Below are 24,733 nucleotides of genomic sequence, written 5' to 3'. Positions count from 1 at the left end.
TGATCCGAAAGGACGGTTACGCCTCGACTTGCTCCGCTTCAACGGCTTTCATGTCGACGGATTTTCCATTGCTGATCGCGATCTGCCGCGGTTTCAGCGCCTCGGGCACTTCGCGCACGAGGTCAATATGCAGCATACCGTTCTCATGGACTGCACCGGTCACGCGGATATGGTCGGCAAGCTGGAACTTGCGTTCGAAGGCGCGAGTCGCGATGCCACGGTGCAGGTAGGTGCGATCCGTCGTATCCTCGGCCTTGCGAGCCGATACGATCAGCGCGTTTTCGCGGACCTCAACCGAGAGTTCCTCGTCGGTGAATCCGGCAACGGCAAGCGAGATGCGATAGGCGCTCTCGTCGGTTTTTTCGATGTTGTAGGGCGGGTAGCCGGGCTGGGCGACATCATTGGTTAGCACCCGGTCCATCAGGTCGGCGATACGGTCAAAGCCGACGGTCGCACGGTAAAGCGGTGCAAGATCGTAGTTACGCACGGGTCATCCTCCATTGAGCGACAACTATGTATGTTTGGCCCTCCACTAGGGACGGACCGCTGATCGCCGGCCCCTTGTGGGCATCCGGCTGATCCAGATTTGGGTAGGGAAAACTCGATTTCAAGTCCCTATCGGGTTAGGTGGCTCTGCGCAGACAACACACTGTGATCGCAGGATCTTCCAGCTGCCAGGCCATTAGAGCTGCTACCTTCACTTCAGCCTGCAATCACCATTCCGCCGCTTATTCGCAAGGAGGCGTCTTGCCGTTTCCGATCTGGATTTTGATTAGCCTTCAAGTCTCGGCGACGGCGCGGCAGGATTGCTCGGTCTGAAATCGCTTTTCCCTGCGACCGCCCTCCGGATGCAGCTTTGCGACAACCCGGACGGTAGTTCCAATGCAACTGCACTTGCTTGGCGCCAAGCTCAGGGTCGTACAAATTTAGCGCCGGTGCCCGTGCTGTCGCCGACCCTAATGCGCCGGGCATCCAGTATTGGTTTGTTGGGGTGAACGCCCTCACCGCTGGCAAGCTGCCGTTTCAGCCGCCCTACCAGCGCCGGCAATTCCATGCCGTAGGAAATGCTTCGCCCACCTTCGCGGAAACCGGAGGATATCAGCGACACGATCCGCGCCCGGCGACCGGTCAGCTCGAAAACCGGCGCGCCCGAGGCGCCGAAGGTCACATCGCAATCGAACGACAAAAGCCCCTTGTAGCGCCAGAGCAACCCACACACCGCCTGTCGTGACAATGCCTCGTCGCGGCCGCGGGCATAGGAGACGACGCTGATCTCGCTGCCCTTGCCGGAAGGTTCGGAGACAAGAAAGGGTGCGGCAGTCGCCGACGGGATCGGTGCGTCCAGCTGCACCAGCGCCGCATCGTAAAGGACACGCTGTGCGGCAGGGTCGGCAGGATCGTAGCTGGGATGAACCACGGTGCGCAGTGCTGCTCGCTCTGCCACAGCCACTCCGTCACGCAACCCGGCGCGGAATTGCAGTTCGGTGCCATAACGTTTTCCGGAACGGTCCATCACGCAATGCGCGGCGGTCAACACCAAGTCTGTTGAGATCAGCACGCCGGTGCAATAGCCGCTTTTCCCGACTTCAAGGCGCCCGATGGCCTCGTAGCCGAACAGATCGTCGCGGTCGGTTAGCCGGATCAAGCCGGTATTCTGTGCTATTGCCGGCGTCGCCAGTGCCGCGAGGCACAGGCTCAGCGCAATCCGTATCCCGCTGATGTACGTCACGGGCGCACGAACTTCGCGCCAGTACTTCCCTGGGTGGCCTCAAGCGTCAGTCGCCGCACCACCGGCTTCGGCCTGTCGAACACACCATCGTTGCTTTCGACCAGCGCCAGCAGGTCTGCCATCGGCTTCTCTAGCGTCATACCTAGCGACACCGGTTCGCCGCGCAGCTCGGCCTTTGCCGAAACGACAGAGACGATCTGCGCCTCGCCGCCCTGCAATACGAAGACCGGGGCGCCGGAAGAACCGAAATCGACCTCGCAGCTCATGATCAGCGACGCGCCATGCGCCTCTAAAATATGGCAGACCTCTTGCAGCGACGGGCTGTCAGCTCGGTCGAACGCATAACTGACGACGCCGACCTCGTCTCCGGCGCGTGGGTGCGGATGCATACTGAACGGCCTGATCGAGCCGTTGCGGATCGGCTGGTCGAGCTGAAGCAGTGCAAGATCATAGGAAACACGCCGGATGTAATCGTCGCCCAGCGCGGTGTAATCCGGATGCACCACCGACCGCCGAACACCGCGATAAGCGGCTGCACGCCCGCCGCGCCAGTCGGCGAGGAACTCGATCTCCGCATCGGGGATGCGCTGGCCGGTGGTCGGGTCGTACATGCAATGGGCGGCAGTCAGGACCATGTCGGGCGCGATCAGCGCCCCGGTGCAGAAGCTGACAGTGCCGAAATTCAATCGCCCGACCGCATGCCACCCCCGGCTATCGTCTCCGGTCAGCAGCTTGCGCAGCTCGGATTCGGTGCCCGCTCGGCCCTGACTGGCCAGCATTACAAGCAATATCAGAAACAATAAGCTGCGTTTCATGGCGACTTCCACTTTGTCCCGAACACTTGGTTAGCCAGATTCCGCGGCTGAAATGCGGCGGTTTCTGGCTCAATTGCGGATCAATGATGGCGGCTTGGGCCCGCCCGTCGCCCAGTCCAGCAGTTCCACGGTGTGGACAATCGGCACATCCGTGCCCGAGCCGATCTGCATCATGCAGCCGATATTGCCGGCTGAAATCACATCCGGCGCCTTGGCTTCCAGCGTCCGCACCTTGCGCTCTTTCAGCTTCCCGGAAATCTCGGGCTGCATCAGGTTGTACGTCCCGGCAGAACCGCAGCAGAGATGCGGGTCGGCGGGCTCCACCACTTCGAACCCGGCACGCTTCAGTAGTGTCTTCGGCGCCGACATGACCTTCTGGCCGTGCTGCAGCGAGCAGGCGGCGTGATAGGCTACTCGTAGGTTCTTCGTCGCGCCTTCGGGGATGTCCAGTTGCATAAGCAGTTCGCTGACATCCACCGCCAGCGCCGAGACCCGCGCCGCATCCGCCGCCATCGGGTCATTGCGGAACATGTGGCCATAGTCCTTCACCGTCGTACCGCAGCCCGATGTGTTGATGACGATCGCGTCCAGCCCTGCCGCCCGGTCTTCGGACATCCAGGCGTGGATGTTCCCAGCCGCAGCGGCGTGGCTTTCGTCTTCGCGCCCCATGTGATGCACGAGGGCGCCGCAGCAGCCCATGCCGCGCGCCACGACCACCTCGCAGCCGAGCCGGGTCAAAAGACGGATCGTCGCGTCGTTGATGTCGGTGTTCAGCGCCCGCTGCGCGCAGCCGGTCATCAGCGCCACGCGCTGCTTCCGCTCTCCCCTGGCCGGAAAGACCTGCGGGTCGTCGTTGCGGCTGACCGGCGGGATATGCTTTGGCGCCATTTCCAGCATCGCGCGCAGACGCGGGTCGGGAATCAGGCGGCGTAGCGGACGGCCGATCTTGGCGCCCAGCAGCGCCAGGCGGAAACGGCCCGGATAGGGCAGAACCCGGCTGAGCACCCAACGTAGCGCACGTTCGGCGGCAGGGCGCCTGTACGTTCTCTCGATATGCGCGCGGGCATGGTCGACGAGGTGCATGTAATGCACACCGGACGGACAGGTCGTCATGCAGGACAGGCAGGACAGGCAGCGGTCGATATGCTTGACCGTCTTCGCGTCGGCGGGGCGGTCGTTCTCCAGCATGTCCTTGATCAGGTAGATGCGGCCGCGCGGGCTGTCCAACTCGTCGCCCAGCACCTGATAGGTCGGGCAGGTCGCGGTACAGAACCCGCAATGCACGCAGGCGCGCAGGATCTCGTTGGCACGGGCGATGCCGGGATCCTTCAGTTGCGCTTCGGTGAAATTCGTCTGCATCGCGTCTAGCCCATCAGCCCCGGGTTCAGGATGCCGCGCGGGTCGAACCTGTCGCGCAGCCCGCGGGATATCGCCGCCAGCGGCGCCGGCTGCGGCTGGAACATCGGCACCCGCCCGCGCAGCGCCTCGCCGCCGCGCACCAGCGTCGCATGCCCGCCCAGCGCCACGATCTGCTGCCGGATCGAGGCTGCGCCCGCGTCGTTCGTCTCATCAGTCAAGAGCCACACCAGACCGCCGCCCCAGTCGAAGATCGCCGCATGGTCCACCCCGGCGGTCAGCAGCGCGTCGCTCAGGACCGGTCCGTCGCCGGGCTTCACCGAGACACGCCACACGGCACCTTTGCGGCCCGCGAAGGGCGCCACATCACGAACCTCTTCCCACAGCGCCGCGCTGGCCCCGCCTTCGATCACCTCGAACCCCGGCAGCAATTCCAGCAGCCGCCCGCAGCGATAGATGACCGAGCCACTCATGCCTTCGACGCGCACTTGCGTCCGCGCCACTCCGGCGACGCCCGCGCCCAGATGGGCAGCGCCGCTTACATCGAAGGGTGAGCCGAGCGCCGCCGACAGAGCCGCGACGCCCTGCACCGGGTCCATGCCGCGGGCGATCAACGTCGCTTCGGCCTCTGGCCGGGCCAGCACCTTCAGCGACACTTCGGTCAACACGCCGAGAGTGCCCCAACTGCCCGCCATCAGCTTGACCAGATCGTAACCGGTGACATTCTTCATCACCCGCCCGCCGTTCTTGATCACCTGCCCCGCCCCATCGACGAAGCGGACGCCCAGCAGGTAATCCCGCGCCGCACCGCCGTTGATCCGCCGCGGGCCGGAGGCGTTGGCGGCAAAGACGCCGCCGATAGTCGGCGTGCCCTCGGTCCCGAGCAAGTTTCGCATATTGGGCGGTTCGAATGGCAGACGCTGGCCTTCGGCTTCCAGTGCTGTGATGATCTCGGACAAGGGCGTCCCGGCGCGGGCGACGAGGGTCAGCGCACCTGGTTCGTAGAGGGTGATGCCAGTCAGACCTGATGTAGTGAGCGGCGTGCCGTCGGGGGGAGCCTGCAGGCGTGTGCCGCCGCCGCGGATCGACATGGGGGCGTTGGCGGCAGAGATCGCCTCGGCCAGTTCGGTTTCGGAGGCTGGCGCGATCATGCCGGCCCCGCGAGTATTCGCGTGCTGCCGGAGCGCGAAGCCTCCGGCAGCACGCAAAAGGGCCGCATTGCTTCTGCTTTGTGTAGCAGGGGGCGCCGGCGGGATAGCCGCCCGGTATCGCATTCGCGACATAGACCGACTGCCCCGGACCAAGCGCGGGCAGGTAGGCCGTGCCGTGATTGCCGAAGGGGGCGGAATAGGCCACTTGCACCGCGCCGGTGACGAAGTTGTAGCGGTTGGTGATGCGGATGTCGTTCGGGAACTCCACCGGCGTACCAGAGACGACGCAGTCGAAGCTCAGCTTCAGCGGTACCAACGGCGCGCGCTTCATCGTCATGACCATGCCGGAGGGCCGGAACATGTCGGCCCAGGCCGGGGCACCGAGAAACCAGGGCCAGACGATCAGCAGCCCGCACGTCATTCGATAACGGCACGAATCGTCCTGCGCGGTCCCCCCGCCATCCTCCTGTCTCTTCAAGAAAAACGTCAGCCAACCCGGCCCAACCTTCCTGTCACGCAGCCCGCCGCGGATCGCTCGCCGCCAGCGGAAACACCTTCGCCGGGTTCAGGAGCCAAGCCGGATCGAACACGTCCTTCACCCGCATCTGCGCCTCCAGGTCCACCGGATCGTACTGGTCCAACATCAGGTCCCGCTTTTCGATCCCCACGCCATGCTCTCCGGTCAGGCAGCCGCCAACCTCGACACAGAGCCGCAGGATGTCGGCGCCGAAGGCCTCGCATTTCTCAAGCTGTCCGGGCAGGTTGGCATTGAAAAGGATCAGCGGATGCATGTTGCCGTCGCCGGCGTGGAAGACGTTAGCAACCTCAAGCCCATACTCCTTCGACATCTCGCCGATACGGCGCAGAACCAACGGAAGCTTGTCCACCGGTATCGTACCGTCGAGGCACATGTAATCGTTGATCTGCCCCATCGCGCCGAATGCCGATTTCCGCCCCAGCCAGATCCGCGCGCTCTCCTCGGCCGAACCGCTTTCGCGCAGTTCTACCGGATTGTGTTTCCGCGCGATTTCCAGGATCACGGCGAGCTGAGCGTCGATTTCCTCTGTCGAGCCCTCGACCTCGACGATCAGCAGCGCCTCGCAATCCGGGTACCCGGCATGGGCAAAGGCTTCGCAGGCGCGGATGCAGGGCCGGTCCATGAACTCGATGGCCACCGGCAGGATGCCGGCGCGGATGATGTCCGAGACAACCTGCCCCGCCACTTCGGAACTGTCGTAACCCATCAGCACCGGCCGCGCGCCTTCCGGCTTGCGCAGGATCCGCAGCGTCGCCTCGGTGACAACGGCCAGTTGCCCCTCGGACCCGCAGATCAGCCCCAACAGGTCCAGCCCGCCCGCATCCAGATGTGCGCCGCCGATCTCGACCACGGTGCCGTCCATCAGCACCGCCGTCACGCCCAGCAGGTTATTCGTCGTGACGCCGTATTTCAGGCAATGCGCCCCGCCGGAATTCATCGCGATGTTCCCGGCGATGGCGCAGGCCAGCTGCGACGACGGGTCGGGCGCGTAAAAGAAATCCTCTTCCTCCACCGCACCGGTCACGCCCAGGTTCGTGCGCCCCGTCTGAACCCGGATAAAGCGGTTGGCGTAGTCCGTCTCCAGCACCCCGTTCAGCCGCGCCACGCCCAGAATCACGCTGTCCGCCGTCGGCAGCGCGCCGCCCGCAAGCGAGGTACCCGATCCGCGGGGCACCACCGGAACGCCTTCTTCGTGGCAGATCTTCAGAACCGCCGAGACCTCCTCGGTCGAGGTCGGCAGCACTGCCGCCAAAGGCGGGCAGCGATAGGCCGTCAGCGCGTCGCATTCATAGGCTCGCGTTTCGTGTTCCTCGTGGATCACCGCATCCTCGGGCAGCACCGCCTGCAGCCGGGCCACCAGATGCGCCTTCTTCGCCAGCACGTCGCCGCGCGGTTCCGGCATCTCCATGATCAGAGTCTCCCTCGGGTTCCAATGGAATAGACTCGCACCGGCGAACTGGCAAGAATGGCCGCCCCGCGCTAACGTCCCGGTCATGGACCTGATCAGCCGACTGCAGTTTTTTTCTCCGCTCGATGCGGTCGCCGTGGTGGCCATCCTGATCGCGTGGTTCGCGGTCGCCTATGTCATAGAGCATCCGGCCGCGCACCGCGTTTCGACCGCCGTGCTGATGGAAAAGTACCGCGTCAGCTGGATGGAGCATTACATCACCCGTTCGCCCAGAGTCTTCGACTCTATGGTCATGGGCAACCTGCGGCAGGGAGCCAGCTTCTTCGCCTCGACCTGCCTGATCGCCGTCGGCGGCGGGCTGGCCCTGGTTGGCAATACGGATCAGCTTCTGGGTCTGGCCGAGGATCTGTCGCTGGAGAACGCACCTGCCGTGATCTGGGACGTCAAGATCGTCTTCATGCTGCTGTTCCTGGCAAACGGGCTGTTCAAGTTCATCTGGTCCTACCGGTTGTTCGGCTATTGCCTGATTGTGATGGGCGCCGCGCCGAACGACGAGGGAGAGATGGCCTATCACCGCGCGCATCAGGCGGCGGGCATCGCCAATTCCGCCGCCCGGAGCTTCAACCGGGGCCTGCGCGCCGTCTATTTCGCGCTTGGCGCGGCGGCCTGGCTTTTGGGACCGGTGGCGCTACTTGTTGCCACGGCAATCGTGATCTCGATCCTGCTGCGTCGGGAGTTCGCCTCGAAATCCAGGCTCGTCCTGCTCAACAAGGCCCCGGAATGAAACACGTTCTTGCCCTGCTTCTGCTTGCTTCGCCGGCCTTCGCCGACGTTCCGGCGGTAGAGGATGCAACCGCCACACGCAGCGGCGACACTTGGCAGATTTCGGTCACGCTGTCGCATCCCGACACCGGCTGGGATCACTACGCCGATGGATGGGAAGTCCTGACCCCGGACGGTGAGCGGTTGGGGTTTCGCGAACTGTTGCATCCGCATGTCGATGAACAGCCTTTCACCCGCAGCCTTTCGGTCGTGTCGATACCCGAAGGTATCGACTCCATTCTAATTCGCCCCCACTGCTCGCAGGATGGCTGGGCGGACGAGACCTTTGTACTGAAGCTGACACGCTGAATCTCATCTGCGCCAATAGCTGGTAACGAAACCGGAAAAGCAATAGCTCTCGGAGCAGGTTCGCCTAACAAGTTTTGCCCCTTCATTCATTAGAATTTGCGGTACTTTAGTCGTGCAGTGCGGACGCATCGGGCAGATACGACGCCCGGCGCTGACCACCGAAATACTCATTGTTAATGCCTGCGTGGCATTAGCGGAGCCTGACCGCTTCAAGCCACGAAGGTCCCATATGCTCCGCCAACGCCTTTCCAAAATCTCGACGCGAATCTATGCGATTGTCGCACTTGCCATCGTCATCTCGATCATCCTCGCCGAAATCATGATGACCCTGTCGGTGAATAGTGCCTTCGACATGCGCAACCGTCACCTGAGCGATGTCGTCGATACCGCGATCAGCGCGCTGGCGGATCTGCAGGCTGCGGTGGACGACGGATCGATGTCGCTCGAGGCCGCGCAGCAAGAAGGCAATCGTCTGCTCTCGTCTCTTGCCTATGACACCGAGGGATACTTTTTCGTCTTCGATGGCGATGCGCGGATGATCGTCCATCCTAGCCCCGAAATGCGCGGCGCCGACATGTGGGACTACACCGACGTAAACGGAAAATTCATCTTCCAGGACATGCTCAAGGTCGTGGAGGAACAGGGCGCGGGATCGGTCACCTACTATTTCAACAAACCCGACAGCACCGAGCAGGAAGCGAAAATCAGTTTCGTCAAGGAATTTGCAGACTGGGGCTGGATCGTCGGCACCGGGTCCTACGTCTCCGACATCATGGAATCGCTGTCGCATCTGCGCCAGGTCGCGTGGTCCATGCAAATCGGCGGGCTCGTCCTCCTACTGGTAGTCTCGACCTTGATTGGCCGCACCATCACGAAGCCACTCGATGGGGTAAAGCACCGGATGGAGGGCATGACCGACGGAGATACTGACAGCGCCGTTCCAGGCACAGACGGCAAAAGCGAGCTTGGCGACATGGCGAGGGCACTGGAAGTGTTCCGCACCGCGCTGCAGGAACGCCAGAAGCTGCAAGCGGAGCAGGCTGAAAAGGATGCTGAAATCGCCCGCCAACAGATCGAGGCGGCGGAGAGGGAACGCGAGGCGCAGGAGCGGGAAGCGCAGGCTGCCGAGCAGCGCCGGCAAGAGCAGGAGGAGGCGCGCAGGGAACGGGAACGCCAGCGCGCAGAGCAGGAAGCGGAGCGCGAACAGGCCCATCAACAACAACAGAAGGTGATGGCGGTTCTGGCCGAGGGGCTGGGCGCAATTGCGCTGGGTGACCTGACATACCGAATAGAAGGTGACTTCCCGGAGGCATACGTAAAGCTGCGCGACGATTACAACAACGCGGCCGACCAGATCTCGCAACTGGCCGGCAGCATTCTCGAAAGCGCGACCACGATTACCGCTGAGACGGACCACCTAAGCAGCTCCGCCGACGAACTGGCCCGGCGCACCGAAAGCCAGGCCGCCTCGCTTGAGGAAACTGCAGCCGCCATTACGGAAATTGCCGGCGCCGTCGAGAATTCCGCCCGTGGTGCGCAGGAGGCTGCCCTGACCGTCACGAAGACCAAGGACCAGTCTGAATCCGGCCTGACCGTGCTGCAACGTACTGTGAAGGCGATGAATGACATCGCGCAAAGCTCCGAGAAGGTGTCGAAGATCACCAGCGTTATCGACGACATCGCCTTCCAGACCAATCTTCTGGCGCTAAATGCCGGGGTCGAAGCGGCGCGCGCCGGCGAATCCGGCCGCGGCTTTGCCGTCGTCGCCTCGGAGGTGCGGGCACTGGCGCAGCGATCGTCCGAGGCGGCGCGGGAGATCGCGCAGCTTATCGATATGTCCGGTCGGCAGGTTGAGGATGGCGTGAAACTGGTCAACGAATCCGGCGACTCGCTGGAAGAGATTGGCAAGCTCGTCACCTATCTCGACGAGCTGGTACAGACGATCGCCAGCTCGGCGACTGAGCAATCGACCAACTTGACGGAGTTGAGCTCCGCTGTTGGCCAGCTCGACCAGCTGACCCAGCACAACGCGGCGATGTTCGAAGAAACCACTGCTGCATTGTCGGTTCTGCAAGCACAGGCCAACGCCCTGGATCAGAACAGCTCGATGTTGAAAATCCGCGAGGATAGTCCGGATCTGCGTCAGGCCTCGTGACCGTCCCGGGTCAGCTTCGCCCTTCGCGCATCCAGGCACCGACCATCAGGAATGCCGCCAGAAACAGGAACAGCCAGCCCTGCACTAGCGGCACGAGAGTGACATCCGCTGTCAGGTAGGCTTCGCGCGGAGTAATGCCCAGCCAGCCGCGCCCAGCGGCCGGTCGGCCGGTGCGTACCCGGCGAAGATCCGGCAACCCCTCTTCGATCCGCGCCACGCCGCCGCGCGTCGCCTCGACCTCCGGTTCCAGCAGCGACGCGTCCGCGATGGTCGCCTCAAATTCTTTCGGCGCCGCCGGCCCCAGTGCGATCACCGCCTCTTCCTCACCCTCCGAAAGTCGGTAAAGTCCGATCTCCGGGCCCTCCACGATGGCCTCCCAACGCCCCGGCTGGACTTCCTCAAGCGGCACCAGCATGACCGACCCATCCGGCGCCGTCAGTTCCACGTCGCCGACCGTGTCGCCCAGTGTCCGGCGAGTGATCGTCATCGTCTGGCCTTCGGCCGCGGCGCTCAGCGCCTCCTCCTCCAACTCCGGTTCCTTCATCATCCAGTGCGCCAGCCGTCGCAGCAGTTCCAGCTGCGGCCCGCCGCCTTCGAAGCCGCGGTTCCACAGCCAGGCGTGATCCGACCCCAACAGCGCGATGCGCCCCTCGCCGACCCGGTCCAACACCAGCAGCGGTCGGTCGTCCAGCGCATCCATTACCGTTTGGCCGCTCTCGGTCGCCTGCAGATCTACCAGCCGGAACCAGCGCCCCCAGCCGGGCCCGTCCTCATCCGCCTCGCCTGGCGCAAAGGCTTCCAGCCCTGCCGTTACCGGGTGCCGCTGCCCCAGCTCGCTGATTTTCGGCTTGTAACCTTCCTCGATCACCCGCGCGCTCGGCGCCGCTGGCAGGATTTCGGCCAGCGGAGATCGGAACAGCGACGCGGCGCCGGCGAAATCCGGCCCTGCCGCGACCAGCACCGCCCCGCCGTCCAGCACGTATTGCCGCACATTGTCGAGGTAGAGCGAAGGCAGTATGCCGCGCCGTTTGTAGCGGTCGAAGATGATTAGATCGAACTCGTCAATCTTGTCGATGAATAGCTCGCGCGTCGGAAAGGCAATCAGTGACAACTCGTTGACCGGTACGCCGTCCTGCTTCTCGGGCGGCCGCAGGATCGTGAAATGCACCAGATCAACGGAGGAATCAGATTTCAGCAGGTTGCGCCAGGTGCGCTCTCCCGGATGCGGCTCGCCCGAAACCAGTAGCACCCGCAACCGGTCGCGCACGCCGTTGATCTGCACCACGGCGGAGTTGTTGCGGTCGGTCAGTTCGCCCTCGGCCTCTGGCAGCTGGAACTGGATCACATTCATGCCACCGTGGGGCAGTACGATCGGCATCTCCAGGTCGCGCCCTATCGGCACTTCGACGGTGCGGAATTCCTCGCCGTCGATGGCGATCTTCAGATCCGCGGTCTCTCCCAACTCGGCTGGCACCGCCCCCTGGTCCTCAACCCGCAGCTTCAGCGTGACCGGTTCGCCGAGAATGGCAAAGGCCGGCGCGTTGGTGATCAGCAGTCGCCGGTCCCAGTCGCTCTCACGCCCGGTCAGAAGCACATGCAATGGCGCCGGCAGGTCTGGCGCGCGATCCACATCGTGAAGCTGCCCGTCGGTTAGCAGGATCGCCCCCGCCAGCCGGGCGCGCGGCTCCTCCGCCATCGCCTCGGCAAGCGCTGTCATCAACAGCGTTCCCTGGTCGCCCTCACCGTCGCCCAAAGGCACGACGCGAAGCTCGGTGTTGCCCAGCGCCGCCACCTCGGCCTCCACCGCCGCGATCGCCTCGGCGGTCTGGTCCGGGCGGTTAGAAATCCGCTGGCTCGCGCTTTCATCCACCACCAGCAGCACGATGTCCGTCAGCGGCGCGCGGTCCTCCTGCTGCAGCGATGGGTTGAACAGCGCCACCAGCAACACCGCCGACGCCAGTCCGCGCAACCACCAGCCCGAAAGCCCACGCCAGATCGCAACGGCCACGAACAGCACAGCCACGGCAAGAGCAGCCCAGGCAAGTGGCCATTCCAGGAGAGGGTCAAAGATGATCGAGCCGGTCAAATCTCAGCTCCAGTCCTTCTTCTGGTCATGAAAACTTCGGGGTTTCGGAGGCTGCCCCCGATCCGGCGCCGACCAGGGGCGCCGGCCCGAAACTCATTGCCCCAACCGGTCCAGCAGCGCCGGGACATGTACCTGGTCGGATTTGTAGTTGCCGGTCAGCACATGCATGATCAGGTTCACGCCGAAACGCAGCGCAAGCTCGCGCTGTCGCTCACCGGCAAATCCGCGCCCGATGGGGAACATCCTGTTGCCGTTCGGATCGACCGCCCAGGCGGCCGCCCAGTCATTTCCGCCGATCACCACCGGGGTCACGTTGTCATTGAGATTGCGGAACGGCATGCCCTCCACCTGCGCCGCGTCGGCCGGCGCTGCCTCGACCCAGATGTCGCGGCCAGCATAGCGGCCCGGAAAATCCTGCAGCAGGTAGAAGGTGCGCGTCAGAACGTGGTCCTCCGGCACCGGCTCAAGCGGCGGAATGTCGAGCGGCGCCGCCAGCCGCTGCAACTTGCGGCCATTCGGGCTGGATGCGCCAAACCCCGCGATATTGGCGTCGCGCGTGTCGAACAGGATCATGCCACCATGGCGAAGGTAGCGGTTCAGCTTGGCATAGGCGACGTCCGACGGAATCGGCTGGCCCTCGGAGATTGGCCAGTAAAGGAACGGGAAAAACCCAAGCTCGTCGGTCTCAAGGTCGACGGCGATCGGCTCCGCGGGCTCGATCGACGTGCGCGCCCAAAGCACCTGGCTCAGCCCGCGCAGCCCCGCCTCGGACACCTGATCGACCCGCGCGTCGCCGGTGACTACAAAGGCAAGCACTACTTCAGAGGTGGCGGCCAGCGCCAGTTCGTCGTCGCTCTCCTGCGCATCCGCGCCCTGCGGCAGCGAAAGCAGACTCAACGCCAGCACCGCCGCAGCACTCCGTGAGACACGCGACAGCCGGCCCGAAATCCACAGCGATGCCAGGATGTCCACACAAAGCAGCGCCAGCGCCGCCGCCAGCATCCAGCCCTTCAGCGCCAGTTCCTCCAGCACATCCAGCCCGGTCACAGCCACGGTCTGCGGCCATGCCATGCGGGCCAGTTCCGTATCCGCCTTGGCGACGTTGACCGCGATGCGCCGGTCCTCGCCGGTATAGAGCCCCGGCGGCATCTCCGCGCTCAACACGCCAGCGGCGATATCCTCGCCCGCGACACCCGGAAGTGTGCCAGCGTCTTGCACCACACCGAAAGCGTCGAGCACTGCATCCGGCGCCCAGACGGTCCCGGCCAGGTCTTCGGCCGACGGTTGCGACGGCCTGGTGGACACTGCCAGCCGCTCCAGCATCTGCACGAACAGTCCGGATAGCGGCAGCGTCGACCATTCCGCGTTGGCGGTGACGTGGAACAGCACCACCTGTCCCTGACCCAGTCGCTTGCGGGTGACCAGCGGCGTACCGTCGGCCAGCGACGCGATGACCCGCTCGGAAAGCTGCGGGTCGGGCTGTGCCATGATCTGGCTCGACACTGTCACGTCGTCCGGGATCTCCAACCCGAAAAAGGGCGAGCCTTCCTTGAAGGGGCGAAGCTTCTTCGGCTCTCCCCAGCTCATCGCGCCACCAATGTTGCGACCGCCCGCGCGCAGCCGCACCGGCATTAGCGGGTCTTCCTGGCGGCGACTTACATCTGACGCGGCCAGCCTCGGCCCGGCAAATCGCAGCAGCATGCCACCGTTCTCAACCCAGTCCAGCATCCCTTCCTGTTCCGCGTCGCTGATGGTGGCGATGTCCGCCAGTATCAGCACATCCGGATTGGCCAGCAGTATATCCAGCATGTCGCCCTGGATCAGGTCCGCCGTGGGTTCCAGCGCATGCTGCAGGAAATGCAGTGGAGACAGCAGTTCCAGTCCCTCGCGGTCGTCCAGCCCGGCTATCAACGCCACCTCGCGCCGCCTCAGCGCGTCATCGGTCAGCGTCACCGCTCCGGCGGACCGGACGCCCGCTATCTCGAAGCGGGAGACGCGGTTGCGCAGCTCCGGCGGCAAGTCGAGCTCAAGCACGGCTTCGGTCGCGCCGCTCTCGAAGGTCAGGTCCTCGCGCGCCAGTTCCCGCTCGACGCCGCTCGGGTCCAGCCCGCGCGCGGCGATCGTGACAGTCACCGCCTCGCCACCGCCCGTGCGCACCGCAGTCACCGCCACATTGCCTTCGGCAAACCCTGCAGGGCGAAGCGCGTAAACCGCGCCCGGCGATTCAAAGACGGTCACAGTGCCATGGCCTTCCAGCGCAGTAAGCAACTCAGACCGGCTGTCACGTTCCAGACCGTCTGATACCCAGAAAGTGTCAAAGCTTTCGTCAGGCAATTCGGCGATCCATGCTTCCAACGCGGCCGGCGAAGGCTCCCAGGGGTTCGGCTTCAGGCTGGGCAAAGTCTGTGCCCAAGCGTCGGCGGCGCGGAACGGCAGTTCGCCCGCTTCCAGATCGGTCAGAGTGGCCAGCGCGACAGGACGGCCCAAACGGCTCGCCTCGTCCAGTGCCGCATCCACTCGGTCGATCCGGCGCGTCCAGTCGCGGGCATCGGCCCAGGTGCCGTCCATCAGGATCAGCAGCGGACCGGAACCCAGCGTTTCCTCTCGCGGGTTCAGCACCGGTCCGGCAAAGCCTAGAATAATCAGCGCTACTGCCAACGTCCGAAGCAGCAACAGCCACCACGGCGATTTGTCGGTCTGCGTTTCGTCATCGGTCAGACCCAGAAGCAGCGCCACACCTGGGAACATCCGCCGGATCGGTGCCGGCGGCACCGCCCGCAGCAGCAACCACAGGATCGGCAGTGCCAGAAGCCCCAGCAGAAGCCAGGGCGCTGTGAAACCTATCGAGCCTATTGTGAACAAGTCAGCCTTTCCGCTCCAACGCACCGTACAGCCACAGTAACGCGGCCTGCGCGCTGTCGCCGGTATGGTGGCACTCGTACTGCCAGCCTGTCGCATGGGCCAGGTCGTCCAGCCGCGCCTTGCGCTCGGCCAGCCGCTGCAGGTAGCGGTCGCGCAGGTCGCCCGCTTTCAACGTTTCGTGCCGCAAAGTCTTGCCCATACTCTCGAATATCGTGCGCCCGTCAAAGGGGAACGCCTCTTCCTGCGGATCGAGCAACTGGTACAATACGCCCCGCACGCCGCGATCCGCGGCCTTGGCAAGCTGCGCCTCCAGCGGCGCCAGATCGCCCATGAAATCTGAAACGAACAATGCGCGGGAATGCGGCAGCAGGTTGCGCACCTCAGGCGCGCCGTAATCCGGCGATTCCCGCTCCATGGCGAAACTCTGCGCGATACGAAGAAGCTGCAGCTCCGACGACCGCGGCGGGGTTCCCAGAGAAGCAAGCGCCACACGCTCCCCACCCCGGATCAGCAGGATCGACAGGGCCAGAGACAAAAGCCGCCCGTGTTCCAGCTTGGTGGAGCGATTCTTGTCGCCGGAGAATCCCATCGACTGCGACTCGTCCAGCCAGATGAACACCGACTGCGCTGCCTGCCATTCCTTTTCCTGCACAAAATGCATGTCCGACCGGCCCGAGCGGCGCCAGTCGATCAGCCGCGCCTCGTCGCCGTCGCGCGCCGGACGGTACTGCCAGAACTCGTCGCCCATCCCGGCGCGCCGGCGCCCGTGAAACCCCAGCAGGACCGCTTGCGCCAGATGTTCGGCCTCCGCCAGAAGCGGCGGCAGGGGGGCGGAAAGGGCTTCTGCCCGCTGGCGATACTCGGCGGCGGATGTCACGCAGCGGCCTCGACCCGCGTCACCTGCTCGGCCACGGTATCAATTACGTGGCCAAGGCTCTCGCCCCGCGCCCGCGCCGCGAAGGTCAGCGCCATGCGATGGGTCAGCACCGGTCGTGCCATCGCCAGCACGTCCTCGGCAGACGGCGCAAGCCGCCCGTCCAGCAACGCGCGCGACCGCACCGTCAGCATCAGGGCCTGTGCGGCTCGCGGCCCCGGCCCCCACCCGACAGAGCGGTTCACGATTTCCGGCGCCTCCGGCTCGCCCGGACGGCAGGCGCGCACCAGGTCAAGGATCAGTTCGACGACCGCCTCGCCCACCGGCATCCGGCGCACAAGCGTCTGTGCTGCCATCAGTTCATCGGCTGTGAAAACCGCGTGCGATTGCGCGTCTTCGGTCCCGGTCGTGGCAACCAAGATGTCGCGCTCGAATTCCCGGGTCGGATATTCGACATCGATCTGCAGAAGAAACCGGTCCAGCTGCGCCTCTGGCAGCGGATAGGTGCCTTCCTGCTCAATCGGGTTCTGCGTCGCCAGCACGTGGAACGGCGCCGGAAGCGCATGCGGCTGACCAGCAATGGTGACCGACCGTTCCTGCATCGCCTGCAGTAGCGCCGATTGGGTCCGCGGCGACGCACGGTTGATCTCATCCGCCATGAGCAGCTGGCAGAACACCGGCCCTTCGATGAACTTGAACGCCCGCGACCCGTCCGCGCCGGTCTCCAGTACTTCCGACCCCAAGATATCCGCCGGCATCAGATCTGGCGTGAACTGCACCCGCGCATCCTCAAGCCCCATGACATTCCCAAGGGTCTCGATCAGCCGCGTCTTGCCTAGTCCAGGCAACCCGATCAACAGTCCATGCCCGCCACAAACCAGCGTCGAAAGCACCAGATCGACGACCTTTTTCTGCCCGATGAACCGCTTCGCGATGCTCGCTTCCGCCTCGATCATCTTGGCGCCCAGCGCCTCGATCTCGGCAACGAGGTTCTCGGTGTCGGCCATGGCAAAACTCCAACGCGTGTTATATCCCGGTCACAGTATCGGCAGGTATCTTCGAAAGCACAAATGACAAAACGCGATAGCGGACAAATGATCGTGAGCCCGTCTGCAGAGGCGCTCGCCGAGGCGGCGAAGGCGGCATCGGAGAAGGGGCTACCACCGGTACATCTTTGGAATCCCGAGTTTTGCGGTGAACTCGACATGCGGATTTCAAGGGACGGAACCTGGTTCTACCTGGGCACGCCCATTGGACGAAAAGAGCTTGTAAAACTGTTCTCCTCTATCCTGCGCAAAGATGCCGACGATTACTTTCTCGTCACCCCTGTCGAAAAAGTAGGCATTCAGGTAGAGGACGCTCCATTCGTCGCCGTCGATTTCGAGGTTTCCGGAGCAGGCCGCAACCAGATGCTGACCTTCCTGACCAATGTCGAGGATGTCGCCGCCGCTGACCCCGACCACCCGATCCGTGTGGTTCGTGATGCCGAAACCGGCGAGCCCTCACCGTACATTCTGGTCCGCGCGAACCTTGAAGCACTGATCGATCGCAAGAGCTTTTATCGCTTGGTCGAGCTGGGCGCATCCGAGGCGGTGGACGGCGTTGATTGGTTCGGCGTCTGGTCCGGCGGCCAGTTCTTCCCCTTCATCCCCACGGCGGAGCTGCCCTGATGCCCCGGCTTTGCGCGAATATCACCTTTCTGTTCAAGGAACTGCCCTTCCTCGAACGCATCCAGGCAGCGGCAGATGCTGGATTCGACGGGGTCGAAATTCTGTTTCCCTATGATGACCCGGCCACAGAGATACTCGACCGCCTACAAAGCGCCGGTCTACCGCTGGCGCTGATCAACGTGCCGCCGCCAAACTACACTGGCGGCGACCGCGGCTATGCAGCAATTCCGGGGGGCGAGGAACGCTTTCGCCGCGATTTCCCGCGTGCTCTGCGCTACGCCCAACGATTGAAACCACAGCACCTGCATGTCATGGCCGGCCGGGCCGAAGGTGCGGCGGCGCGTGATTCTTTCATCTCGAACCTGAGATGGGCGGCGGTACAGGCACCGGAGCAGAGCCTGACGATCGAGCCGCTGAACCCTAGGGACATGCCCGGCTATTTCCTGAACGATTACAACCTCGCCGCCGAAGTGATCGCCGAGGTTGGCGCCCAGAATCTCGGCCTGCAATTCGACACCTACCACGCCCAGGTCATCACTGGCGACGCGCTGGCCGCGTGGCAGCAATATGCCCCGCTGACCCGCCACGTTCAGGTCGGTAATATTCCCGACCGGCGCGAACCGAGTAGCGAGGGCATTGATTTTTCGGCATTTTTCGCCGCCGTCAAAGGCGCAGGCTACGAAGGCTGGATCAGCGGTGAATACAATCCGTCTCGACCGACAGAGGACACGCTCGGCTGGATGAAAATGGTGGGGTGACCCGATCCCTGACAGATGCTGACAGAACGCTGTCAGTGGGACTATGAGATAAGGGACTCATCGCAACGCTCTCAAGGAGAAACAGGATGAGCCCGCAGCCCACCGTCGTCTGGACCGAGATCCCGGTTACCGATCTCGCCCGTTCCACCGAGTTCTACAACGCCATCTTCCTCTGGGGGATGGAGCCCTCCACCATGGGCCCCGAAGAAATCGCGGCTTTCGGCATGGAAGGCATCGGCGGCAACCTGGTGAAAGGCCCAGTCGGCAACGGCACCGGTAACATTATCTACCTCAATGCTCCCGGAGGGCTGGAAGCCGCGAAGTCGCGCGCCGAGGCCGCCGGCGCCAAGTTCGAGGGCACCGAAATGACGATCCCGCCCGGCCGCTACGTCGTCATGCTCGACCCGGATGGTAATCGCATCGGCCTGTTCGAGCCCAAGGCCGCCTGACGGATGCGCCGCGCCGACCGTCTGTTCCGCATCGTGCAATCCCTGCGCGGCGGGCGCCTGCGGACGGCGCGGCAGCTTGCCGAGACGCTCGAGGTATCAGAGCGAACCGTATATCGCGACATCGCCGACCTGCAGGCATCCGGCGTGCCCGTCGAGGGCGCGTCAGGCTACGGCTACGTGATGGCCGATGGCTACGAGATGCCGCCACTCATGTTCACGCGCGACGAAATCGTCGCGCTGGTCGCGGGCGCCCGGCTGATCCGCGCCTGGGGCGGGCTGGCGATGGTGCAGGGTGCGGAGGAGGCGCTTGTAAAGATAGCCGCCGTCCTGCCCGAAGCGGAGCGCGCCCGTGCCGATGCCGTCAAAGTCCACGCCTTCTCCGGCTCACTCGATCCCGCCACGCGCGCACTGATCGACCAACTGGAGGCAGCGTCTGACACCCGCGAGAGCATGCTGCTCGCCTATTGCGATGCCGACGGCGCCGAAACCGCTCGCATCGTCCGGCCGCTGACACTGGGCTTCTGGGGCAAGGTCTGGACGCTACTCGCATGGTGCGAACTGCGCCAGGATTTCCGCATGTTTCGCCTGGACCGCATCGCCCGCGCCACGCCGCAGGGCCGCTTCCGCGCCGAGACGGACAAAAGCCTCGCCGCCTATCTCGCCCGCGAAAGGGAATGCGGCAATATTCCTCGCAGCGAGTAGCGGTGCAGGACCGGCCTCAACTGGCCCAGCACGACCCGGAGCGGAAACGCCGCTGTCAGCATCAACAGCCGCAGGTCCATTCCCAGCGACTGCCGACGCTGGTAAATCAGGTCCAGCCGCGCCTTGCGGGCCACACAACGCCGGGCATAAACGATACCCGCCTCCTCTGCGCTGTTGCACTCGGCCAGCAGCCGCTCTTCGTGACGGTGAAAATACAACGTCGCCAGCCCGGTGATCCCCGGCCGGCTCTGCAGGACCAGCTCATAAATTTCAGGATTGGCCTCGACACATGTCCTCAACGGCGGTCGCGGCCCGACAAGGCTGATGTCGCCGGCAACGACGTTCCAGATCTGAGGCAGTTCGTCCAGGCGCGTTCGACGCAGGAAACGGCCGCACCGAGTCAGTCGGCGCGACTTGTGGCCTCCGGACACGCCCGCGTCGTCCGACCCGATGGTCATCGTGCGGAACTTGATCAGGCGGAACGACCGCACCGGTGTTCGCATCCGCTCGGAGCTGTAAAACACCGGCCTGCCATCCACCAGCAGGATCACAAGTGCGATCAGCAAGAGCGACGGCGCAGTACAAACCGCCATCAGAAGGCCCAACGCCAAATCCATCACGCGCTTCGCAGGCGTCAATTCGCCAGCCCCTCAGTGACGCGCCACCCGTCGACGCGACAGACGGACGGCCCCTGCATCCGACATGACCAATAATAACCGTCCATGGTCATCCGTGCCCATCAAACTCCACAAAAACCGTACAGTCGCGCAGGTTAAGGAAACGTTCAGATCGTTACGCTTCGCAGCAGTATGCTGCGCAGCGAAATTGAACCTGCGTCCCGGACATCGGCAACAAAGCCGCACTTTACCATCCGCCCGCATACGCTTGCTTGACGAAACGAGACCTGCCTGCGAACAAATCGGAACCGGGGGGTGCGCTCCGCAATCGCCACCTGTCCGCGCTTCCGGGCCGGACAGAAACTGCAACCGCCCGGCCTGCGAGGGAGGAACCCGCATGGGCCGCAACCTTATCGCCATTCTTCGCGGCATCACGCCAGCCGATGCTGTATCCGTGACCGAGGCGTTGATCGGTGCGGGAATTGACCGGATCGAGGTACCGCTGAACTCCCCGGACCCGTTCGACAGCATAGAGGCAATGGTGGACGCCTACGGCGACGACGCGACGATCGGGGCCGGCACCGTGCTGACCGAAGAAGAGGTCGCCCGCGTCTACCAGGCCGGCGGCCAAATGGTGGTTTCGCCCAACTGCCGGCGCGTTGTGATCCGCGCAACATGCAACCTCGGCATGCAAAGCTACCCAGGCGTCTTTACCGCCACGGAATGCTTCGAGGCGATCCGCTGGGGTGCGACGGGGCTGAAGATATTTCCAGCCATGCAGATGGGAACCGACGCCCTTAAGGCGCTTGGCGCGGTCCTGCCGCCGGATACGCAGATCTACGCCGTCGGCGGCGTTGGCCCATCCGACTTCGCCGATTGGCGCACCGCCGGTGCCTGCGGCTTCGGCTTGGGCAGCTCGCTTTACAAACCCGGCGACAGCGCCTCCGACGTCGCCGCCCGTGCCCGCGACATCGTCGCGACTTATGACGAGGTGTTTCAATGAGTGTCGAGGTTTATGACAACCGCCGTTGCGAGCTGGGAGAGGGCCCGCTCTGGCACCCGGAACGCAATCAGCTTTTCTGGTTCGACATCCTCGGCAAGCAACTGATGACTCGGGTGAACGGCGAACCTAGACGCTGGCAGTTCGACGAACACGTAACCGCCGCCGGCTGGGTCGACACCGACACGCTACTGATTGCGAGCGAAACGCGGCTGTTCAGCTTCGATCTGGAATATGGCGACGAGCAGGATCTCTGCCCGCTGGAAGCCGACGACGACGGCACCCGCTCGAACGACGGCCGCGCCGACCGGCAGGGCGGCTTCTGGATCGGCACTATGGGCAAGAGCGCGGAATCCGGCCGCGGTACGATCTACCGGTATCACAAGAACGAGCTGCGCAAGCTGGTCGAAGGCATCACGATCCCCAACGCCATCTGCTTCTCGCCGGACGGCGGACTGGCCTATTACGCCTGTTCCCGCGCGAAAAAGGTCTTCACACTGGAACTGGACGATGACGGCTGGCCGAAGGCCGAGGCCAAACTGTTCCTAGATCTGAATCCCGAGGGTCTGGCACCAGACGGTGCGGTCACGGATTCGCACGGCAATTTCTGGAACGCGCAATGGGGCGCGTTCCGCGTCGCCGGCTATAATCCCGAAGGCAAACTCCTGCGAACATTCGAGTTTCCTGCAAAGCACACCTCCTGTCCGGCTCTCGGCGGCTCGGGCCTGTCAACGCTGTTCTGCACCTCCGCGCTGGAGGGGCTGGACCCCGAAGAAGCGGCCCGCGCCGAAAGCGGCATGACATTCTCGCTGCAGACCGAGCTGAAGGGCCTACCCGAACCACGTGTGGAGCTTCAAACATGACGACAGAGGTTTTCGGCCGATTGAGCGATGGCGAATCCATCCACCGGCTGCATATTAATGCCGGTGCGATCTCGGTCGCGCTACTCACCCGTGGTGCGGTACTGAATGACGTACGGCTTGAAAGCATCCCCTATTCACTGACCGTGGGCAGCCCGGACATCGCGGCCTACGAGGGCAAGATGGGCAGCGCCGGTGCCACCTGCGGGCCGGTCGTGAACCGCATCGCGGGAGCGAAGGCCGAGATCGACGGGAAGACCTATGACTTCGCCACGAACTTCCTCGGCAAACACACGCTCCACGGCGGCGACGCCGCCATGCACCGCCGCACATGGGAAATCGCCGAAACCGACGACGGCAGCGCCACCCTGCAGATCCGACAGGCCGACGGGGACGGCGGCTTCCCAGGCAACCGATTGTTCACCGCACGTTTCGAGGTCCTGCCGCCGGCTACACTGCGCCTTACCCTGTCCGCCGAAACCGACGCGCCGACGGTGGTCAACCTCGCCAACCATTCATACTGGCGGCTGGACGACGCGCCGACTGTTGCAGGCCACATCCTGAAACTGGCGGCAGCGGAATACACGCCCGCCACCGAAGACCTGATCCCCACCGGAGAGATTGCTCCCGTCGATGGCACCCGTTTCGACTACCGCGAGGGTCGAGTTCTGGAAGGCGGCGCCGAGGGGCTCATCGACAACAATTTCTGCCTCTCGCGCGGCCGCGAACCGCTGCGCCCGGTCGCTTGGCTCACTGGCCAGTCAGGCGTGACGATGGAGATGGCCACGACCGAACCGGGCATCCAGGTCTATGACGGTCATGGGCTGGAGCAGGCGCCGTATGTCCTCCATGACGGGACAACCGCGCGCGGATATTGCGGTGTCGCTCTCGAGGCTCAATACTGGCCGGATGCGCCCAACCATCCAAACTTTCCGTCCATTGTTTTGCGGCCGGGCGAGCCTTGGAAGCAAGTCACGGAATGGCGTTTCTCGGCCGGCTAACAGCGTCTACCCATCTGCAAGGATAACCCCCTTACGCAGCATGAAGTCGCCGTATCCGCGCCCTTCGCTGGTCAGCACCACCGCGAAGGCCTTCTTCGTCAATTCGTAAAAGGCGAACCGCTCGATCCCGATCATCGGGCGCCGCTGTCCTTCAGCGGCGTCGATCGTCGCCTGGACCTCCTGCTGAACCGTCGGCAACTCCTCCGGCGCGCCAATCACCTCCATCCGGCCCGCGAAATCCTCGACATAGGTGTCAAGCGGCATTACTGACAGGATCGCCTCCACCGCTTCCGGCGCTGTCAGGTTTTCCATTCGAAGCAGCCGTCCCAGTACTGTTTGCCGCGCCAGCGACTCCGCGGGGAAATTCGCATCCGCCACGATCAGCATGTCGCCATGCCCCATCGACCGCAGCGCGTGAAGCATGTCCGCGTTTAGCCGCGGATCGATGCCCTTGAGCATTTCGCTCTCCTCCCTTGATCTCTCGCGACGGACGATTTGGGCCCAAATGCATGCATGTAGGCCAAGTATAGGCGTCTTGGACTAAGCTAGAATTCAGTCTAGCCTCACTGCAAGGGAGGATTTGATGAACAGAGAAAAAGTCTTGGCCAACGTGTCATGACCCAGGTCGATGCACATCATCACTACTGGAATCCGGCACGCGGCGATTATCACTGGATGCCGCAGGATGATCCCGTTCTATCACGGCCCTATGGCCCTGCAGACCTGAAACCTGCGATGGCGGCAAAGGGTATTGATCGAACCGTTCTTGTTCAGGCAGCCGCCACCCTGGAAGAAACCGAATACCTCCTCGGTATCGCCGACGCGACACCGCATGTCGCTGGTGTTGTCGGCTGGGTGGACTTCGAGAAGCCGAGCCACCGCACGCAACTTGAACGCTTCGCCGCCCATCCAAAGTTCAAGGGCGTCCGCCCGATGATCCAGGACATCGAGGACGACGCCTGGATGCTGCGGCCCGACATTCAGTGGGCGTTCCAGGCGATCGTCGACCTGGATTTAACGTTCGACGCGCTCGGTTTCCCGCGACATCTCCAGAAATTCTTCACGATCCTTACACGTTACCCGCAGATGCGAGTCGTCATAGATCATTGTATGAAACCGCAAATTCGCGCCCATTCGCGGGAATCTTTCCGGCAATGGGCCGATGGCATGACCGCCCTCGCGCGCGAGACCGGAGCCTGTTGTAAGCTTTCGGGCCTCGTCACCGAAGCGTCCGAAAATCCGACTCTACCTGACCTGCGCCCCTATGCCGATCACGTGTTGGATGTCTTCGGACCGAACCGGGTAATGTGGGGGTCGGACTGGCCGGTCTGCCGACTGCGCGTGGAATACGAAACCTGGTTCGACATTGCCGAGTCGCTGACCCAGGGACTCGACTCCAGGGACAAGGCACAGGTCTTCGGCGGAAGCGCTTCCGCCTTCTATCGCCTGGCGAACTGAACTGACACTTGCGTCCGGGACCCGGACGATGACTTTTTCGGCCTAATATTGTTTCCGGTGGGCAAAATGCGCGCCAATCTTTGCCTTGAATTCTTGCCGCCACGGAAATTTGA

The 24,733-nt window shown here is 63.7% G+C and carries 24 protein-coding genes; 12 read left to right on the top strand and 12 right to left on the bottom strand.

The window, feature by feature from the left end; genetic code table 11:
• Nucleotides 1–16: 16 nt before the first annotated feature.
• From HCO70_RS19910 to HCO70_RS19890, 5 genes are all read right to left on the bottom strand, one after another.
• Nucleotides 17–487: an Hsp20 family protein gene (locus HCO70_RS19910; protein ID WP_172299464.1), complete on the bottom strand. Its 471-nt coding sequence runs from the start codon at nucleotides 485–487 to the stop codon at nucleotides 17–19.
• 423 nt (nucleotides 488–910) lie between these two features.
• Complete coding sequence (locus HCO70_RS19905; RefSeq protein WP_371742280.1) at nucleotides 911–1,729, bottom strand: serine protease; 819 nt, start codon at nucleotides 1,727–1,729, stop codon at nucleotides 911–913.
• On the bottom strand, nucleotides 1,726–2,544 hold the full coding sequence (locus tag HCO70_RS19900) for a trypsin-like serine protease (protein ID WP_172299462.1): 819 nt from the start codon (nucleotides 2,542–2,544) through the stop codon (nucleotides 1,726–1,728). The genes HCO70_RS19905 and HCO70_RS19900 overlap by 4 nt, the downstream gene beginning before the upstream one ends.
• A 69-nt stretch (nucleotides 2,545–2,613) precedes the next feature.
• Nucleotides 2,614–3,903: a glycolate oxidase subunit GlcF gene (glcF, locus tag HCO70_RS19895; RefSeq protein ID WP_172299460.1), complete on the bottom strand. Its 1,290-nt coding sequence runs from the start codon at nucleotides 3,901–3,903 to the stop codon at nucleotides 2,614–2,616.
• Nucleotides 3,904–3,908: 5 nt separating this feature from the next.
• The gene (locus tag HCO70_RS19890; protein ID WP_172299686.1) at nucleotides 3,909–5,048 is read right to left on the bottom strand and encodes an FAD-binding protein; all 1,140 of its coding nucleotides are present in this window, start codon (nucleotides 5,046–5,048) and stop codon (nucleotides 3,909–3,911) included.
• A 245-nt stretch (nucleotides 5,049–5,293) separates the two neighbouring features.
• Here HCO70_RS19890 and HCO70_RS19885 point away from each other — a divergent pair, with 245 nt between their 5' ends.
• On the top strand, nucleotides 5,294–5,479 hold the full coding sequence (locus HCO70_RS19885) for a hypothetical protein (RefSeq protein ID WP_172299458.1): 186 nt from the start codon (nucleotides 5,294–5,296) through the stop codon (nucleotides 5,477–5,479).
• A gap of 84 nt (nucleotides 5,480–5,563) precedes the next feature.
• On the opposite strand, the gene HCO70_RS19880 is transcribed toward HCO70_RS19885, so the two are convergent.
• Complete coding sequence (locus HCO70_RS19880) at nucleotides 5,564–6,997, bottom strand: FAD-linked oxidase C-terminal domain-containing protein (RefSeq protein WP_172299456.1); 1,434 nt, start codon at nucleotides 6,995–6,997, stop codon at nucleotides 5,564–5,566.
• Between the two features lie 85 nt (nucleotides 6,998–7,082).
• Here HCO70_RS19880 and HCO70_RS19875 point away from each other — a divergent pair, with 85 nt between their 5' ends.
• The 3 genes from HCO70_RS19875 (at nucleotide 7,083) to HCO70_RS19865 (ending at nucleotide 10,283) form a co-directional block, all read left to right on the top strand.
• On the top strand, nucleotides 7,083–7,781 hold the full coding sequence (locus HCO70_RS19875) for a DUF599 domain-containing protein (RefSeq protein WP_172299454.1): 699 nt from the start codon (nucleotides 7,083–7,085) through the stop codon (nucleotides 7,779–7,781).
• Nucleotides 7,778–8,128: a hypothetical protein gene (locus tag HCO70_RS19870; RefSeq protein WP_172299452.1), complete on the top strand. Its 351-nt coding sequence runs from the start codon at nucleotides 7,778–7,780 to the stop codon at nucleotides 8,126–8,128. The genes HCO70_RS19875 and HCO70_RS19870 overlap by 4 nt, the downstream gene beginning before the upstream one ends.
• 229 nt (nucleotides 8,129–8,357) lie before the next feature.
• Nucleotides 8,358–10,283, top strand: a complete 1,926-nt coding sequence (locus HCO70_RS19865) for a methyl-accepting chemotaxis protein (RefSeq protein ID WP_172299450.1) — start codon at nucleotides 8,358–8,360, stop codon at nucleotides 10,281–10,283.
• Between the two features lie 10 nt (nucleotides 10,284–10,293).
• Here HCO70_RS19865 and HCO70_RS19860 read toward each other — a convergent pair whose 3' ends face one another.
• From HCO70_RS19860 to HCO70_RS19845, 4 genes are all read right to left on the bottom strand, one after another.
• Nucleotides 10,294–12,369 (bottom strand): hypothetical protein, encoded by a 2,076-nt coding sequence (locus HCO70_RS19860; protein WP_172299448.1) that lies wholly within the window; start codon nucleotides 12,367–12,369, stop codon nucleotides 10,294–10,296.
• 93 nt (nucleotides 12,370–12,462) lie between these two features.
• Nucleotides 12,463–15,231, bottom strand: a complete 2,769-nt coding sequence (locus HCO70_RS19855; RefSeq protein WP_172299446.1) for a DUF4159 domain-containing protein — start codon at nucleotides 15,229–15,231, stop codon at nucleotides 12,463–12,465.
• Between the two features lies 1 nt (nucleotide 15,232).
• Nucleotides 15,233–16,108, bottom strand: coding sequence for a DUF58 domain-containing protein (locus tag HCO70_RS19850; protein WP_172299444.1), 876 nt, complete (start codon nucleotides 16,106–16,108; stop codon nucleotides 15,233–15,235).
• Entirely contained in the window at nucleotides 16,105–17,112 is a 1,008-nt protein-coding gene (locus HCO70_RS19845; RefSeq protein ID WP_172299442.1) for a MoxR family ATPase, read from the bottom strand. The genes HCO70_RS19850 and HCO70_RS19845 overlap by 4 nt, the downstream gene beginning before the upstream one ends.
• A gap of 63 nt (nucleotides 17,113–17,175) precedes the next feature.
• On the opposite strand from HCO70_RS19845, the gene HCO70_RS19840 reads away from it, so the two are divergent.
• From HCO70_RS19840 to HCO70_RS19825, 4 genes are all read left to right on the top strand, one after another.
• Nucleotides 17,176–17,775: a DUF1285 domain-containing protein gene (locus HCO70_RS19840; RefSeq protein ID WP_253913392.1), complete on the top strand. Its 600-nt coding sequence runs from the start codon at nucleotides 17,176–17,178 to the stop codon at nucleotides 17,773–17,775.
• Entirely contained in the window at nucleotides 17,775–18,533 is a 759-nt protein-coding gene (locus HCO70_RS19835) for a hydroxypyruvate isomerase family protein (protein ID WP_172299438.1), read from the top strand. Before HCO70_RS19840 ends, HCO70_RS19835 begins: the two co-directional genes overlap by 1 nt.
• A gap of 86 nt (nucleotides 18,534–18,619) precedes the next feature.
• Nucleotides 18,620–18,982, top strand: coding sequence for a VOC family protein (locus tag HCO70_RS19830; protein WP_172299436.1), 363 nt, complete (start codon nucleotides 18,620–18,622; stop codon nucleotides 18,980–18,982).
• 3 nt (nucleotides 18,983–18,985) lie between these two features.
• Complete coding sequence (locus tag HCO70_RS19825) at nucleotides 18,986–19,684, top strand: YafY family protein (protein ID WP_172299434.1); 699 nt, start codon at nucleotides 18,986–18,988, stop codon at nucleotides 19,682–19,684.
• On the opposite strand, the gene HCO70_RS19820 is transcribed toward HCO70_RS19825, so the two are convergent.
• Complete coding sequence (locus HCO70_RS19820; protein WP_305849443.1) at nucleotides 19,636–20,322, bottom strand: sugar transferase; 687 nt, start codon at nucleotides 20,320–20,322, stop codon at nucleotides 19,636–19,638. The two genes, HCO70_RS19825 and HCO70_RS19820, sit on opposite strands and share 49 nt — an antisense overlap.
• A 376-nt stretch (nucleotides 20,323–20,698) precedes the next feature.
• Here HCO70_RS19820 and HCO70_RS19815 point away from each other — a divergent pair, with 376 nt between their 5' ends.
• The 3 genes from HCO70_RS19815 to HCO70_RS19805 are packed head-to-tail and all read left to right on the top strand — an operon-like array spanning nucleotide 20,699 to nucleotide 23,162.
• Nucleotides 20,699–21,304, top strand: a complete 606-nt coding sequence (locus HCO70_RS19815) for a 2-dehydro-3-deoxy-6-phosphogalactonate aldolase (protein ID WP_172299430.1) — start codon at nucleotides 20,699–20,701, stop codon at nucleotides 21,302–21,304.
• On the top strand, nucleotides 21,301–22,164 hold the full coding sequence (locus HCO70_RS19810; protein ID WP_172299428.1) for an SMP-30/gluconolactonase/LRE family protein: 864 nt from the start codon (nucleotides 21,301–21,303) through the stop codon (nucleotides 22,162–22,164). The genes HCO70_RS19815 and HCO70_RS19810 overlap by 4 nt, the downstream gene beginning before the upstream one ends.
• On the top strand, nucleotides 22,161–23,162 hold the full coding sequence (locus HCO70_RS19805; protein ID WP_172299426.1) for an aldose epimerase family protein: 1,002 nt from the start codon (nucleotides 22,161–22,163) through the stop codon (nucleotides 23,160–23,162). The genes HCO70_RS19810 and HCO70_RS19805 overlap by 4 nt, the downstream gene beginning before the upstream one ends.
• Nucleotides 23,163–23,168: 6 nt before the next feature.
• On the opposite strand, the gene HCO70_RS19800 is transcribed toward HCO70_RS19805, so the two are convergent.
• On the bottom strand, nucleotides 23,169–23,621 hold the full coding sequence (locus HCO70_RS19800) for an RbsD/FucU family protein (protein WP_172299424.1): 453 nt from the start codon (nucleotides 23,619–23,621) through the stop codon (nucleotides 23,169–23,171).
• Between the two features lie 156 nt (nucleotides 23,622–23,777).
• On the opposite strand from HCO70_RS19800, the gene HCO70_RS19795 reads away from it, so the two are divergent.
• Nucleotides 23,778–24,620 carry an amidohydrolase gene (locus HCO70_RS19795; protein WP_172299422.1) on the top strand — a complete coding sequence of 281 codons (843 nt, stop codon included), beginning with the start codon at nucleotides 23,778–23,780 and terminating at the stop codon, nucleotides 24,618–24,620.
• Nucleotides 24,621–24,733 lie beyond the last annotated feature (113 nt).

The organism is Pseudoruegeria sp. HB172150 (assembly GCF_013184805.1).
Taxonomy (GTDB): domain Bacteria; phylum Pseudomonadota; class Alphaproteobacteria; order Rhodobacterales; family Rhodobacteraceae; genus Psychromarinibacter.
The sequence above is the reverse complement of the archived record's forward strand: the minus strand, read 5'-3'. Positions and strand labels throughout refer to the sequence as shown.

Excerpts from the sequence above, each read along its gene's own strand:
- HCO70_RS19900 (WP_172299462.1), bottom strand. The coding sequence starts at position 2,544 with ATGAAACGCAGCTTATTGTTTCTGATATTGCTTGTAATGCTGGCCAGT.
- glcF (WP_172299460.1), bottom strand. The coding sequence starts at position 3,903 with ATGCAGACGAATTTCACCGAAGCGCAACTGAAGGATCCCGGCATCGCC.
- HCO70_RS19885 (WP_172299458.1), top strand. The coding sequence starts at position 5,294 with ATGCGGATGTCGTTCGGGAACTCCACCGGCGTACCAGAGACGACGCAG.
- HCO70_RS19880 (WP_172299456.1), bottom strand. The coding sequence starts at position 6,997 with ATGGAGATGCCGGAACCGCGCGGCGACGTGCTGGCGAAGAAGGCGCAT.
- HCO70_RS19875 (WP_172299454.1), top strand. The coding sequence starts at position 7,083 with ATGGACCTGATCAGCCGACTGCAGTTTTTTTCTCCGCTCGATGCGGTC.
- HCO70_RS19870 (WP_172299452.1), top strand. The coding sequence starts at position 7,778 with ATGAAACACGTTCTTGCCCTGCTTCTGCTTGCTTCGCCGGCCTTCGCC.
- HCO70_RS19865 (WP_172299450.1), top strand. The coding sequence starts at position 8,358 with ATGCTCCGCCAACGCCTTTCCAAAATCTCGACGCGAATCTATGCGATT.
- HCO70_RS19845 (WP_172299442.1), bottom strand. The coding sequence starts at position 17,112 with ATGGCCGACACCGAGAACCTCGTTGCCGAGATCGAGGCGCTGGGCGCC.
- HCO70_RS19840 (WP_253913392.1), top strand. The coding sequence starts at position 17,176 with ATGACAAAACGCGATAGCGGACAAATGATCGTGAGCCCGTCTGCAGAG.
- HCO70_RS19835 (WP_172299438.1), top strand. The coding sequence starts at position 17,775 with ATGCCCCGGCTTTGCGCGAATATCACCTTTCTGTTCAAGGAACTGCCC.
- HCO70_RS19830 (WP_172299436.1), top strand. The coding sequence starts at position 18,620 with ATGAGCCCGCAGCCCACCGTCGTCTGGACCGAGATCCCGGTTACCGAT.
- HCO70_RS19825 (WP_172299434.1), top strand. The coding sequence starts at position 18,986 with ATGCGCCGCGCCGACCGTCTGTTCCGCATCGTGCAATCCCTGCGCGGC.
- HCO70_RS19815 (WP_172299430.1), top strand. The coding sequence starts at position 20,699 with ATGGGCCGCAACCTTATCGCCATTCTTCGCGGCATCACGCCAGCCGAT.
- HCO70_RS19810 (WP_172299428.1), top strand. The coding sequence starts at position 21,301 with ATGAGTGTCGAGGTTTATGACAACCGCCGTTGCGAGCTGGGAGAGGGC.
- HCO70_RS19805 (WP_172299426.1), top strand. The coding sequence starts at position 22,161 with ATGACGACAGAGGTTTTCGGCCGATTGAGCGATGGCGAATCCATCCAC.
- HCO70_RS19800 (WP_172299424.1), bottom strand. The coding sequence starts at position 23,621 with ATGCTCAAGGGCATCGATCCGCGGCTAAACGCGGACATGCTTCACGCG.
- HCO70_RS19795 (WP_172299422.1), top strand. The coding sequence starts at position 23,778 with ATGACCCAGGTCGATGCACATCATCACTACTGGAATCCGGCACGCGGC.